13 protein-coding genes are annotated in these 13,673 nt (G+C 64.7%); 6 read left to right on the forward strand and 7 right to left on the reverse strand.

The window, feature by feature from the left end; genetic code table 11:
* Positions 1-99: 99 nt before the first annotated feature.
* From ACQ4WO_RS26120 to ACQ4WO_RS26140, 5 genes are all read right to left on the reverse strand, one after another.
* On the reverse strand, positions 100-2,955 hold the full coding sequence (locus tag ACQ4WO_RS26120) for an ATP-binding protein (protein ID WP_436483854.1): 2,856 nt from the start codon (positions 2,953-2,955) through the stop codon (positions 100-102).
* Between the two features lie 225 nt (positions 2,956-3,180).
* A complete protein-coding gene (locus ACQ4WO_RS26125) occupies positions 3,181-3,597 on the reverse strand; it encodes a hypothetical protein (RefSeq protein ID WP_128140122.1) in 417 nt (138 codons plus the stop codon).
* Between the two features lie 283 nt (positions 3,598-3,880).
* Positions 3,881-4,786, reverse strand: coding sequence for a ribosome small subunit-dependent GTPase A (gene rsgA / locus ACQ4WO_RS26130; RefSeq protein WP_034785059.1), 906 nt, complete (start codon positions 4,784-4,786; stop codon positions 3,881-3,883).
* Positions 4,783-5,148 carry a 4a-hydroxytetrahydrobiopterin dehydratase gene (locus tag ACQ4WO_RS26135; protein ID WP_139090835.1) on the reverse strand — a complete coding sequence of 122 codons (366 nt, stop codon included), beginning with the start codon at positions 5,146-5,148 and terminating at the stop codon, positions 4,783-4,785. Before ACQ4WO_RS26135 ends, rsgA begins: the two co-directional genes overlap by 4 nt.
* Positions 5,145-6,428, reverse strand: a complete 1,284-nt coding sequence (locus tag ACQ4WO_RS26140) for a M48 family metallopeptidase (RefSeq protein ID WP_436483855.1) — start codon at positions 6,426-6,428, stop codon at positions 5,145-5,147. Before ACQ4WO_RS26140 ends, ACQ4WO_RS26135 begins: the two co-directional genes overlap by 4 nt.
* A gap of 56 nt (positions 6,429-6,484) precedes the next feature.
* Here ACQ4WO_RS26140 and orn point away from each other — a divergent pair, with 56 nt between their 5' ends.
* Entirely contained in the window at positions 6,485-7,081 is a 597-nt protein-coding gene (orn, locus tag ACQ4WO_RS26145; protein WP_170846480.1) for an oligoribonuclease, read from the forward strand.
* Positions 7,082-7,161: 80 nt separating this feature from the next.
* Here the strand turns inward: orn and ACQ4WO_RS26150 are convergent, their stop codons facing one another.
* On the reverse strand, positions 7,162-7,527 hold the full coding sequence (locus ACQ4WO_RS26150) for a hypothetical protein (RefSeq protein ID WP_436483856.1): 366 nt from the start codon (positions 7,525-7,527) through the stop codon (positions 7,162-7,164).
* A complete protein-coding gene (gcvA, locus tag ACQ4WO_RS26155) occupies positions 7,524-8,468 on the reverse strand; it encodes a transcriptional regulator GcvA (RefSeq protein ID WP_436483857.1) in 945 nt (314 codons plus the stop codon). Before gcvA ends, ACQ4WO_RS26150 begins: the two co-directional genes overlap by 4 nt.
* A gap of 228 nt (positions 8,469-8,696) precedes the next feature.
* On the opposite strand from gcvA, the gene ACQ4WO_RS26160 reads away from it, so the two are divergent.
* From ACQ4WO_RS26160 to ACQ4WO_RS26180, 5 genes are all read left to right on the forward strand, one after another.
* Complete coding sequence (locus tag ACQ4WO_RS26160) at positions 8,697-9,596, forward strand: DMT family transporter (protein ID WP_058051029.1); 900 nt, start codon at positions 8,697-8,699, stop codon at positions 9,594-9,596.
* 203 nt (positions 9,597-9,799) lie between these two features.
* Positions 9,800-10,894 carry a hemin-degrading factor gene (locus tag ACQ4WO_RS26165; RefSeq protein ID WP_436483858.1) on the forward strand — a complete coding sequence of 365 codons (1,095 nt, stop codon included), beginning with the start codon at positions 9,800-9,802 and terminating at the stop codon, positions 10,892-10,894.
* Complete coding sequence (locus ACQ4WO_RS26170; protein ID WP_436483859.1) at positions 10,882-11,829, forward strand: heme/hemin ABC transporter substrate-binding protein; 948 nt, start codon at positions 10,882-10,884, stop codon at positions 11,827-11,829. The genes ACQ4WO_RS26165 and ACQ4WO_RS26170 overlap by 13 nt, the downstream gene beginning before the upstream one ends.
* The gene (locus ACQ4WO_RS26175; RefSeq protein ID WP_436483860.1) at positions 11,826-12,872 is read left to right on the forward strand and encodes a FecCD family ABC transporter permease; all 1,047 of its coding nucleotides are present in this window, start codon (positions 11,826-11,828) and stop codon (positions 12,870-12,872) included. The genes ACQ4WO_RS26170 and ACQ4WO_RS26175 overlap by 4 nt, the downstream gene beginning before the upstream one ends.
* A gap of 8 nt (positions 12,873-12,880) precedes the next feature.
* Entirely contained in the window at positions 12,881-13,669 is a 789-nt protein-coding gene (locus tag ACQ4WO_RS26180) for an ATP-binding cassette domain-containing protein (protein ID WP_436483861.1), read from the forward strand.
* Positions 13,670-13,673 lie beyond the last annotated feature (4 nt).

Genomic DNA, 13,673 nt, shown 5'->3' on the forward strand with positions numbered 1-13,673 from the left:
TTCAGCCGTTCAATTATAAGGGTTTTGCTTTTAGATTGGAAAGACCGTCCGGGCGCGTACTTGTATAGGCAAGCCTGCACCCGGGCAAAGGGCGGTGGATTAATAGATGCTGGCGGGCGCGGCCCGGTCCAGCTGCGGCGCCAGGAGGGGCAAATCCAGTGTGAAGCGGGTGCCGGCGGGGCTGCTGGCCACCTGGATGGTGCCGCCCAGCAGGGCCGTGACGATGTTGTAGCTGATCGACAAACCGAGGCCGCTGCCGCCCTGGCCCAGCTTGGTGGTAAAGAAGGGGTCGAAGATGCGCGACAAATGCTGTTCGGCGATGCCGCCGCCATTGTCGGCGAAGACGATCCGCACGCGCGCGCCGTCCAGCGTGGCGGACAGGCGCATGCAGCCCTTGCCGGCGGCGCCATCGTTGGGCACGGGGGCGAACGCGTGCAGCAGGGCGTTATTGATCAGATTGGTGATCACCTGGCCGAACGGGCCCGGATAGCTGTCCATGGCGATGCCGAACGCGATGTCCGTTTCGATGCGGTGGCCCGAGCTGCGGATGCGGTTCATGACGGTGGCGATGATTTCATTGCTCACCTGTTGCAGGTCGAACTGGCGCCGCTGTTCGGTGGTGCGGTCGACGGCCACCTGCTTGAAGCTGTTGACCAGGTCGGCCGCGCTGTGCAGGCCGCGCATCACCAGCGCCGACGCCTTGCTTGCATCGTCGATGTAGGCGGCCAGGTCCGAGCGGCGCAGGCCGGGGCCGTTCATCAGGCGTTCCACGTCTTCCGTTTTTTGCAGCATGGTGCTGGCGATTAATAAACTGTTGCCGATCGGGGTATTGAGTTCATGCGCCACGCCGGCCATCAGCGAGCCGAGGGCGGCCAGCTTTTCCTGCGATGCCAATTGCGCCTGGGCGTCCTGCAGTTGCCGGTAGGCGCTGGCATTGTCGAGCGCGATGGCGCCGTACGCGCACAGGGTGCGGAAGATCAGGCGTTCGCGTTCGCCGTAGGCATGGGCATGGCAAGCCTGCACCGTCATCACCCCCAGCACGCGCTCGCCCACCGTCAAGGGCACGTACAGCACGCTCTGGTTATGCAGGGTGCCGGGCACGGTGTAGGCGTGGCGCTTCGGCGGTACCTGGTCGATATACACTTCGCGCCGGCCCAGCAGGCAGCGCACGGAATAGGCGCGTGGGTTGCTCAGTGGAATGGCGTTGTCGGACAGGGGCCGGCCCGCTTCCATGCCGTGCGCGCGGTGCAGCGCCGTGCCCGCCGCATCGAGCATGTAGACGGCGAAGGTGTTGACCGGCAGCAAGGCATGCACGTGGCGGTCCAGCACCTGGAACACGGCGCTGGCGTCGAGGTGGGTGGTGATTTCCTGGCCGATGGCCGACAGCCGTTCCAGGGTGTCGCTGGTTTGCTGCAGCACTTCGGCACGCCGTGCTTCGGAGGCGGCCAGTTCGCGGTGGTGATAGCCTTCCGAGCGCGCATGTTCCGTCTGGTGGTAGACCTGCATGGCGGTGGCGCGGTTGCTCGCCTGCTGGGTGTGGCTTTTTTCGCGCGCCACGCCCGCCGCGAGGGCGATATCGTAGGCGCGCGCATAGTCGCCCGCATGCGCATATTCGCGCGCCAGCGCATCGAGCAGTTCGCCCGGCGGCACATAGCCGTCGATGGAGTCGGCCACCTGCAGCGCCTGGTGCAAGAAATGCAGGGCGGGATTGCGTTCCTGCATGCCTGCGGGCGGCGGCAGGTCGTGGCGCGCATGCAGCATGGACAGCACGCGCAGCGCCGCCACCTGGTGCATGGCGTCGCCCTGCGCGGTGGCCAGCTGGCAAGCCCGTTCGGCCGCCTGCAGCGCTTCGTCCGGTCGGTCCAGGTAAGACAGCGCGTGGGCGCTGCCGCGCTGCGCCATGCTGCGGAAGTCGGCCTGGCCCAGCGCTTCGGCGCGCTGCGCCAGCCGGCTGAAGGCGTCGAGCGCCGTGTCGTAGTCGCCCTTGTCCAGGCTCAGTTCGCCCAGGTGGAACAGGGCGTTGGCATAGGTGCGCGCGCCCGCCACGGGGGCCAGGATCAGCAGCGCTTCGCGCAGCAAGTCTTCGGCCGTGGCCAGGCGCCCCAGCTTGCGCATGGTCTCGGCCGTATGCGTCTGGCAGGCGCCGATGCTGCGCGGCCAGCCGGTGGGGCGCGCCAGGTCCAGCGCGCACTGCATCCATTCGAGGGCCGATTCGTTGTCGTTGAGGCTGGAGAAACAGTCGCCGATATTGATGGCGGCCGTGATCGCGCCGCGCAGCTGGCCGCTTTCCAGGGCCGCCTCATAGCTTTGCATGTAGTGGCCGGCGGCCGCGCCCAGGTCGCGCGAGGTGTGCGCCAGCAAGCCGCGGAAATCGTGCACCCAGGCGGCCAGCGGCGCGGGCAGCTTGCCGCTGGTGCCGTCGGCCTGGAAGTCGGCGCCCCAGCGGGCCTGGGCGGCTGGGGCGTCGCGCAGGACGGCCCAGCGCGCCGTGGCCGCGTCGGCCAGGCTGGCGCGCATCGCATCGCCGGCGCTGCGCGCTTGCTCCGCCGCGGCCAGCAGTTCGGCATCGCAGCGGGCATGGTCGCCGCGGTCGACGGCGATCGAGGACAGCAGCCAGTGGGCATCGGCGCAGCCGGCGCCGTCGCCGTGTGCGCACAGGGTGGCGTGCGCCGCCATGGCCAGGCTTTCGGCCGTATCGAGCGCGCCTTGCAGCCAGGCCACTTCCGCCTCGACCAGTTGCAGGCGCGCTTGCGCGATCGCCAGGGCGTGGGACGTCAGTTGGGCCTGGGGCAGCAAGGCCGCCGCTTCGGCCGCATGGTGCAGCGCTTGTGCGCAGTTGCGCTGGCGTAAATGCCATGCCAGCAGCATCAGCAAGGGCAGGCGCTCCAAGGTGCGCAATGGCCGCAGTGTGTCTTCCCACTGTGCAATGTCATGTTCGAGCGCGAACATTTCCATCCGAAATCTCCTGCAAGGCGATGGTGTTGGCCAGCGGCCAGTGACACCTTATTGGATCGCATTGTAAGCTGCATTCGGATGCAGTTGTTTGGCAGGCTCGACAGTATTTTTTGCGCGCGTCATTTCAGGCTGCGCAAAGCAGGCGGGGCGTGCACCAGCCCCTGCCGGCTGATGCACGCCCCATGGACAGCGTGGCGACTACGGTCGTTTGCTGTGCCCCTTGCTTTAGCGGCCAGCGAAGTGCACGGTGCTGGCCGTTTCGCCAGCCTTGGCCACGGCGCCTGGAATATTGTTCAGTCCGCTAATGGCGATGACGTCGCCATCGTTGCGAAATTCCATGCGGGTGCCGCTGGCCGTTTCAAAGACGCCCGGCGCGCGGCCGAACAGTTCTACTTCGGGCTGGCCCTTGATTTGCGTGAAATAGCGGTTCACTTGCTGGCGCAGCAGCAAGGTATCGCCCGTGTCGAGCTGGTAGCTATTGCCGTACTGGCTGAATTCCTGCGGGGCCAGTTTATAGACCTTGCCGGAGATCTGGACCTTGTCCTGTTCGCCGATTTCCAGTGCGCTGGCGCTGAGGCAAGACAGGCCGAGGACGAGGGCGGCGCTACCGAGGGCGAGGGTACGCGAGAACGATGCTTTCATGATTTCACCTTGTGATCAAAAATGCTGGTTGGAGTTAGACTGATGTTGTCTCCAGCAGGTTCGCTGGCGGGGACAATGCCAAGGTAGCAAGTGGACCGGTGCGATGCCAGCGCAAAGCGATGAAACGCAGGAATCCGGCGATGAACTGCGAAATCGGACGACGGACGGTTTTGGAATGAATGGCGGAAAGCGGGCTGTGCAGCGGAATTTAATTCTGTTTAATTCGCGGTGGTAATGTTTTTATCGGTTTGGCGCCCACCCCGGCGGCGGGCGCCATGCGTGTTCAATACAAGGTTTGCGCCGATTCGTGCAGCAGCTGGCCGTACAGGGTATGACGCATCTTGGCGATCTTGCCTTCAGACAAGGCTTGCAGGATGGCGCACTGCGGTTCGATCAGGTGGCGGCAGTTATAGAACTTGCAGCCGCCAAGATACGGCTGGAATTCGCGGAAGGCCCGCTCCAGCATGCCTTCGGACAGGTGGTACAGGCCGAATTCCTGGAAGCCGGGCGAATCGATGATGGAACTGTTCGCGCCCAGTTCGTCGAGCTTGTACAGGCGCGTAAAGGTCGTCGTGTGCTTGCCCGTGTCGAGCGCGGCCGAGATTTCGCGCACGGCGATGTCGGCATCCGGCACCAGCAGGTTGATCAGCGACGACTTGCCCATGCCCGACTGGCCGATCAGGATCGACGACTGGCCCGCCAGCAGCGGCGCCAGGGTGGCCACGGCGTGCTCGGGTTCGGCGCGGGCCGACACTTCATCGACGGGATAGCCCATCGAGGAATACGGCAGCAGGCGTTCGCGGGCGCGTTCCAGCGAAGCGGTCACGTCCGTTTTGTTGAGGATGATGCGCGCTTCGATGCCGGCCGCGTCGGCCGCCACCAGCGAGCGCGAGATCAGGTCGTCGGCAAAGCCCGGCTCCGTCGCCACGACGATGAACAGTTGCGTCAAATTGGCGGCCAGCAATTTCGACTTGTACTGGTCCGAGCGGTACAGCAGGGTCTTGCGTTCCTCGATGCGGTCGATGACGGCCTGGTCGTTCGAGGTACGCGTCAGGTGCACGATGTCGCCCACGGCCACATTGGTTTTCTTGCCGCGCGTTACGCATTGCAGCTTGGCGCCGTCCACGTCGGCCAGGTAATGGCGGCCGTGGGCGGCGATGATGACGCCCGTCAACTTGCCTTCGCTCATGCGGTCACCTGGCTGCTCTGGTAGATGAGGTCTGCCTTGGCGGCGCAGATGAAGTCGTTTTCGGACAGGCCGCCGGCGCCCTGGTTGACCGAGTGCGTGTCGTAGCGCACGGCGCAGGTTTTGTAAGTAATGATGAGCTCCGGATGGTGGTCTTGCGTATGGGTCATATAGGCCAGGGCGTTCACGAACGCCAGGGTCTGGTAGTAATTCTTGAAGCCGAAGTCGCGGCACAGCTTGCCATTTTGCACCGTCCACTGGGGCAGCAGGGCGTGCAGGGTGGCGATGTCCGTGTCGCCAAGCGCCTGCTGGCGCGGCGAGCAACTCAGTTGGGCGAGGTCTTGCGAAGTCGATGGCGTAGTCATGTTGTAGCCCCTTTCAGGTGGCGGATGCGCACGCTGGCCGGCGGGTGGCTATCGTAAAAGGCCGAGTGCAGCGGGTCGGGCGTCAGGGTCGACGCATTGTCTTCATACATTTTGACGAGGGCCGAGACGAGGTCGTCCGCCTGCGTGTGCGTGGCGGCAAAGGCGTCCGCTTCGAATTCGTGCTTGCGCGAGCTGAGCGACGTCAACGGTCCCAGCAGGAAAGTGAAGACGGGCAAGGCCAGCATGAACAGCAGCAAGGCCAGCGCGTCCGTCGGCTGGCCGGTGAGCGCCAGGGCGACAGGGTCGACACCGAGGCCCGCGTAAAACCATGGCTGCGTCTTCAGGAAGCCCAGCAGCGCGAGGAAACCCAGCGAAATGACGAACATCATGGCGATGCGCTTGACGATGTGCTTGAGCTTGAAGTGGCCCAGTTCATGCGCCAGCACGGCTTCGATTTCCTGCGGCGCCAGGCGCGACAGCAAGGTGTCGAAGAAGACGATGCGCTTGTTGGCGCCAAAGCCCGAGAAATATGCATTGCCGTGGGCGCTGCGCTTCGAGCCATCCATGACGAACAAGCCTTTCGAGGCGAAGCCGACGCGCTGCATCAAGCCTTCGATGCGGCTTTTCAGCGCTTCGTCGGCCAGCGGCGTGAATTTGTTGAACAGCGGTTGAATAAAGTTGGGGAAGATGACCATCATCAGCAAGGAGAACGCGCTCCAGACGATCCAGGCATAGAACCACCACAGGTCGCCACTTTTTGCCATCAGGACAAGTATGACCCAAAGTAATGGCAGACCCAGCACGGCCGTGATGCCTATGTTCTTGAGCAAATCCGTGAAAAACAGGCCCTTGCTCATCATGTTGAAGCCAAAACGCTGCTCCAGCACGAACTGCTGGTAGTACTCGAAGGGCAGGTCGATCAGGCCGGAAATGGCAGCAAAGGCGACCATCAGGCCCAGCTGGTACAGCATGGGCGATCCCGCCGCTCCCGTCAATTCATGCAAGTACAGCGCCAGCCATTGCAGGCCGCCCAGCAAGGTAAAACCGATCAATACGGCGTAGTTGACCAGCAGGGTCAGCAGGCCGAACTTGGTCTTCGCCACCGTGTAGTCGGCCGCCTTCTGGTGCGCGGCCAGCGGGATTTTTTCCGCGAATTCGGGCGGCACCGCGGCGCGGTGGGCCAGCACGTGGCGAATCTGCCGCGAAGCGAGCCAGAAGCGCACGGCCAGGGTCAAAACGAGGACGGATACAAACAAAATCGAAAACGCGAGTGAATACATTCTGTGCCTGTGAGAAAATGGCTGATTATTTAGTTTGATTAGGCCAAGAGAGAATTATGTCACAAGCGACCGACTTAACTGCATCCACCCCCGCACCCGCCGTGCCGGCACGTCCAAACGAGATGAACCTGGTCTGGGTCGACATGGAAATGACGGGCCTGGAGCCCGATACCGACCGCATCATCGAAGTGGCGGTGGTGGTCACGGACATGCATTTGAACCTGCTGGCCGAAGGCCCCGTGTTCGTGATTCATCAGTCCGATGAAACCCTGAACAAGATGGATGCCTGGAACAAGGGCACGCACGGCCGCTCGGGCCTGATCGACAAGGTAAAAGCGTCGACCGTGACGGAAGCGCAGGCGGAAGCGGAACTGATCGCGTTCCTGAAGAAATACGTACCGGCAGGCAAGTCGCCCATGTGCGGCAACACCATCGGCCAGGACCGCCGCTTCATGGTGCGCGGCATGCCGAAGCTGGAAGCGTTCTTCCACTATCGCAATGTTGACGTGTCGACACTGAAAGAGCTGTGCAAGCGCTGGAAGCCGGAAATCGCCACCGGTTTCAAGAAACACCAGAAGCATACGGCGCTGGCCGATATCCTCGAGTCGATTGAAGAACTCAAATACTACCGCGAGCACTTCATTAAATTGTAATGTGTTGTCGGCTTACGCGCTGCGCGCTAACCCGACCTACGAGCCATCCACCGCGCTGGCGTAGGTCGGCGTAGGTCGGCTTAGCGCCCTGGCGCGTAAGCCGACACATCCGCTGCCTCAAAGACAAGGCCGTGCCAAGCGCCATCCTCGCCTTGCCACTCCAACGCAAACGGTTCCGTTTGCCGCAAGTCGGTAATCCAGCGCACCGAACCTGGCTGGCGGAAATAGGCCGCGCACTTGCCGAGCCCCTGTGCCAACCGGCAAATCACCAATCCCTCGCCCGCCATGGCGCACCATTGCTCATGGTCATCGATCAAGGCCGCGGCCGGGTCGCCATAGAACGCGCCCACGCTGGCTTGCCTGCCATCGGCCGCGATCACGCTTGCCTGTTCGTACTCATGCTGGACACTATATGCGGCGCTGCGCGCCAGTTCCCTGCTCGTCATGCTGTCTCCACTGTGGGCCAGACGGTTTCCTGGTCGGCGCGCGCCTCGGCGATCAGCCATTCGCAGAACGCATGCACGAGGGGCCGCGTTTCCGCCTGGGGCGAGCGCAGCAGATAATAGCGGTGGGGGCCGCGCACGGCGTGTTCGAATACGCGCACCAGGCGGCCCGACCGCAAATCGTCGCCGATCAGGGGGCTGGCGGCAATGGCCACGCCCTGGCCGCTGGCGGCCGCGTCCAGGCACAGATAGGTGTGCGAAAAGCGCGCGCCGCTGTTGCCGCTATTGCCGCTGTAATGCACGCCGCAGCTGTGCAGCCAGCGCGTCCAGTCGATTTCGCCGGGCAGGTGCACTTCCGGCTCGTCGTGCAGCAGCGGATAGCGCAGCAGGTCGGCCGGCTGGCGCAGGCTGGCCGCGTTGGCGCGGAAACCGGGGCTGCAGACGGCGGAAAACCATTCTTCCATCAACAAATCGACTTTGAGGCCCGGATAGCGGCCTGGTCCCAGGCGGATGGCCACGTCGACGCCGTCGCGCGCCAGGTCGACCGGGTGCATCGACGCCAGCACGCGCAGCTCGATCTGTGGATAGCGGTCGCGCAGCCGGCCCAGGCGCGGCATCAGCCAGCGCGAGACGAGCGAGCTGGTGGCCGTCACCGTCACCACCTTGTCATCGCCCTGACGCCGCGCCTGCTCGGACACGTCGGCCAGCTGGTTGAGGATCGGGCCCAGCGAGGCCGCATAGCGCTGGCCCGCGCTGGTGAGCACCACGCCGCGCGGCAGGCGCTGGAACAGCACGATGCCCAGCCACGCTTCCAGCTGTTTCACGTGGTGGCCGATGGCGCCGGCCGACACGTGCAATTCTTCGCCCGCGCGCTGGAAGCCTTCATGGCGGGCGGCTGCTTCGAAGGCGTGCAGGGCGGCAAGTGGGGGCAGGGGACGTGACATGGCATTCTCAAGAGAATTGAGCCTCAGTAATATTTGGCCTATCCGTGAAGAATATTGGTTTGTTTCATTTTGCGCAAGCGAATATGATGCCGGCTATGCGTGAAGTGACCCGCAATATGATTTACGCATGCATCATCTCCCGCCTTGCTAGGCATTTATATTTACAACGCCTGGAAAACCGTCGCGATACGCAGCAGGTTTGCCCAGGTGTACTCAAAGAGGTTAGTCATGTCTGATCGCCGCGCTGTTGCGCTGGTGTTGCTGTCGGCCGCCGGTTTCGGCAGTTCCGCAGTGTTTGCCAAGGCGGCATATGCGTCCGGGGTCAACCCGTCGACCATGCTGGCCTTGCGTTTCGTTATCGCCGCCATGCTGTTGCTGCCGCTCGTGTGGCTCGGTGGCTGGCGCTTGCCGCGCGGCCGCCTGCTGGCCGGCTACATGCTGATGGGCCTGATGTACACGGCCCAGTCGCAAGGCTATTTCAATGCCCTCATGTATGCCAGCAGCGGCCTGTGCGGCATGCTGCTGTACGTGTATCCCGTGCTGGTCACCATTCTGGCGCTGGCGCTGGGCTGGGAAAAGCTGGACCGCCGCATGCTGGTGCTGATGGCGCTGGCCATTGCCGGCATGGCCATCACCCTGGGCGGCAAGCTGCAGGGCCAGCCCATCGGCATCGCCCTGGCATTGATGGCCGCCGGCGTGTACGCCGTGTACATCCTGTTTGGCAACAGCCTGTCGAAAAGCCGCGAGAATATTCACCCATTGGCCGCTTGCGTGGTGATTTTGGGTACGGCCGGCCTGTCGAACAGCGCGATCGCCCTGTGGCAGGGCGTGTCCTTGCCGGGAACGGCGACGGGCTGGCTGGCCGTCAGCGCCATCGCCCTGTTCTCGACGGCCATTGCCATTGCCGCCTTCTTTGCCGGCGTCGCGCAGATCGGCGCGGCTAAGGCATCCATCATTTCCACGTTCGAGCCCGTGATCACGATGGCCTTCGGCGTGACCTTGCTGAAGGAGTCCGTCAGCGGCACGCAATTGCTGGGCGGCGCCATGGTGCTGGCCGCCGTGGTCTTGCTGGCGCAGCGGCCCACTGCCAAGCCGGTATCCATGCCGGCCGTGCAAGCGAGCGCCTGACTTTTTTTCCCGAACTGATCGGTTGTATCGATCGGTCTCCTTTGCGCCGCGACGGGTTTCCTGTCGCGGCGCTTTTTTTTGCGCGTATTTTCTTCACATAAATAACACTTGATTGCGAATGATTCTCATTTATAATTGACTTCAAGATTCCCCCACCACCAGCCAGCCCATGCCAGCCAGTGTTCGCCTTGAAAGGAGACACCGTGTCGAGCATTCCCCCTATTTGCAATACCGAGCTGGTCACCAGCGAATTTACCCGCCTGCGCCGCGAGAAAAAAGCCCGCCACCGCGACATCGCCGAAGAACTGGGCATTTCCGAAGGCGAGCTGATCGCCGCGCATGCCGGCTTGTCGCTGGCGAATGGCGCCTTGCTGGGCGCCGAGCGCCTGCAGGCCGACTGGCCCGCCATCATCGCCGCGCTGGAACCGCTGGGCGAAGTCATGGCGCTGACGCGCAACGCTTCGTGCGTGCATGAAAAGACGGGCGTCTATCGAAAAGCCAGCCACAACAATCACGTGGGCCTGGTGCTCGGTGGCGACATCGACCTGCGCGTGTTTTACCGCCAGTGGGCGCATGGCTTTGCCGTACGCGAGATGGGAGAAAAGGAAGTGCAGCGCAGCCTGCAGTTTTTCGATGCGGCCGGCCAGGCCGTGCACAAGATTTTCCTCAAGCCGCACAGCGACGTGACTGCCTATGACGCGCTGGTGGCGCATTTTGCGGACGCGGACCAAGCGGCCGGCATCGCCGTGATGGCGCCAGCGCCGCCGCCGGCCGAATTGCCCGACGCGCAGATCGACGTGGCCGGCTTTCGCGCCGCCTGGGCCGACTTGCGCGACACGCATGAATTTTTCACCGTGCTGAAAAAATATTCGGTCTCGCGCCTGCAGGGCCTGCGCCTGGCCGAGGCGCGCTTCGTGCAGCAGCTCGACAAATCCTGCGTGCTCGACCTGCTCAATAGCGCTGCCCTTGAAAAAGTGTCCATCATGGCCTTCGTCGGCAATGCCGGCATGATCCAGATCCATTCTGGCCCCGTGCACAAGATCGCCGTGATGGGGCCATGGATCAATGTCCTCGACACGCGCTTCAACCTGCATTTGCGCGAAGACCATATCGCCAGCGCCTGGGTGGTGAAAAAGCCGACAGTCGATGGCCTGGTGACGTCCGTGGAACTGTTCGACGCCAAGGGCGACACCATCGTCATGTTCTTCGGCGAACGCAAGCCGGGTGTGCACGAATTGTGCGAATGGCGCCATATCGTCGACCGGGTGGCGCAGGAGGGCGAACTATGCGCCGCATGATCGCCGCCAGCGTGGCGCGCCGCATCGCGCTGAAAAAGATGGGGGCGGGAGCGCTGGCGCTGGCCGCGCCGATGCAGGTGCTGGCCGCCGTGTCCGACGCGGGTAAACCCGTGGCGAAAGCGCGGCGCATCGTCAGCGTGGGCGGCGCCCTGACGGAAATCGTCTATGCGCTCGAAGCGCAGGGCGAACTGGTGGGCGTCGATACGACCTCGCTGTATCCGGCCGTGGCGCAACAGCTGCCGCAGGTCGGCTATGCGCGCACCTTGTCGGCCGAGGGCGTGCTGTCGCTGGCGCCCACGCAGCTGATCGCCACCGAGGAAGCGGGGCCGCAAGCCGTGCTGCGCCAGGTGCGCGACGCGGGCGTGCCGGTGGCGGTGCTGAACGCGAATAACAAATTCGAAGGCTTGCTCGAACGGGTGAAACAGGTGGGGCAGATCACGGGCCGTGCCGATCCGGCCGCACGCCTGGCGCAAGCCTTGCAGCAGCAGTGGGACGGCGCCCTGGGCAAGGTGCGCCGGCGCAGCCACTCACCGGTACAATCAGCCGTGCGCGTGCTGTTCATCCTCGCGCATGCACCGAACCAGGTGATGGTGGGCGGGCGCGAGACGGGCGCCGACGCCATGCTCGCGTATGCGGGCGCCGTCAACGTGATGGGCGGGCAGGGCGGCCAGGGTGGATTCGCCGGCTACAAGCCGCTCACGCCGGAAGCCGTGATCGCCGCGCGGCCCGACATCGTGCTCGTCACGGACCAGGGCTTGAAAGCGTCGGGCGGCGTGGACGGCATCTTGAAACTGCCAGGCCTGGCGCATACGCCGGCCGGGCGCAAGCACCGCATCGTCTCGCTGGAAGCCATGCTGCTGCTGGGCTTTGGCCCGCGCATGCCGCAGGCGCTGGCCGAACTCGACGCCGCGTTTGTCAAAGCCATGGCCGCATGAACGTGCGCGCGATAACGCCGGCATTGGCCTGGCCACGCTGGGGTGCTGGCGGCATGCTGGCTGTGGCGTTGTTTGCCGGCCTGCTCATCGCCGTGCAGGCGGGCGCCGTGCCCGTGACGCTGGCCGACTGGCTGGCGCCGTTTCAAGCGGGCGGCGAGGCGCTGTCCGGCGGCGCGTATGTGCTGTGGCATATCCGTTTGCCGCGCGCCCTGTTCGCCGCCCTGATCGGCGCCGCGCTGGCGCTGGCCGGCGGCTTGACGCAAGGGCTGTTTCGCAATCCGCTGGCCGACCCGGGGCTGCTGGGCGTAAGCAGCGGCGCAGCCTGCGCGGGCGCGGCCACCATCGTCTTTGCCGCCAGCCTGCACGTGGCGCCCGAGCTGCGCGTGTGGCTGCTGCCGGGGGCCGCGTTTGCCGGCGCCATGCTCATCTGCGTCCTGCTCGACCGCGTTGCCCGCTGGGCCACACCCGGCTCCATTGTCGGCCTGCTGCTGACGGGCGTGGCGCTGAACGCCATCACGGTGGCCGTCATGGGCCTGTGCATCTACCTGGCCAGCGACGACCAGTTGCGCACCCTGACCTTCTGGACATTGGGTTCGCTGTCGGCCGGCAGCTGGCGCCAGGTGGCGGCCTTGCTGATTGTGCTGGCCGGCGCGCTGTGGACCACGCGCTTCCTGATGCGCGCATTGAACGCGCTGGCGCTGGGCGAGGCGCAGGCCCTGCATGTGGGCGTCGACGTGGGCCGGCTGCGCACGCAGGTGATCGTGCTGGTGGCCGTGCTGACGGGGTTTGCCGTCGCCTGGTGCGGCGGCATCGGTTTTATCGGCCTGATCGCGCCGCACCTGGTGCGCACCTGGCTGGGTACCGATCAGCGTCGCGTGCTACCGCTGTCGATGCTGGCCGGCGGCTTGCTGCTGCTGCTGGCCGACACCCTCGCGCGCACGGTCGCCATTCCCGCGGAAGTCCCCGTCGGCATTTTCACGGCCTTGCTGGGCGGGCCATTTTTCCTGATGCTGTTGCGGCGCTTCCGCCACGGCACCGCCTAAAGGTGAACATGACGCCACTGCTGGAACTCTCCTTCGCCACAACACAACTGGGCCAGCAGTATTTCGGCCCCTTCACTGTGCGGGTGGCGCCCGGCGAGCACATCGCCATCCTCGGTCCCAGCGGCGCGGGCAAGTCGACCCTGCTCAAACTGATGGCGTGCGAATTGCAGCCGCAGGCGGGCCAGGTGATGCTTGCCGGCCGTCCCCTGGCGCAGTGGCCGCTGGCCGACCTGGCGCGGTGCCGCGCCGTGCTGCCGCAAGGCTCGAACGTAGCCTTCGGCTTGCAGTGCGAACTGGTGATCGGCCTGGGACGGGTGGCGCGCCTGGTCGATCCGCAACTGGAACGGATCGTGCAGGACGCTGCCGCGCTGGCGCACGCCGCCCATTTGCTGGGCCGCCGCCTGGATACCCTGTCCGGCGGCGAGCAGGCCAGGGTGCAGCTGGCGCGCATCTTCGCGCAGATGTGGGATGTGCAGAATGGCTTGATACTCGTCGATGAACCGCTGGCGGCGCTCGATCCCGGTCTGCAGTTCGATCTGCTCGACAGCCTGGAGCAGTTCTGCGCCGCGCGCGGCCACGCCGTCATCGCCATCCTGCACGACATCAATCACGCCTTGCTGGGCTTCGAGCGGCTGCTGCTCGTGCGTTCGGGCCAGCTGGTCGCCGACATCGCCAGCGATGCCGCTGCCGTTCCCGCCCTGGCCGCGCTGTACGGCATCGCCCTGACGACGGCGACCAGCAGCGACGGCCACGTGTGCGTCATCCCTGCGAGAAGCGCCGTGCGCAGGGCCGCCTGATCGA

The organism is Janthinobacterium aestuarii (assembly GCF_051380835.1).
GTDB lineage: Bacteria > Pseudomonadota > Gammaproteobacteria > Burkholderiales > Burkholderiaceae_D > Janthinobacterium > Janthinobacterium aestuarii.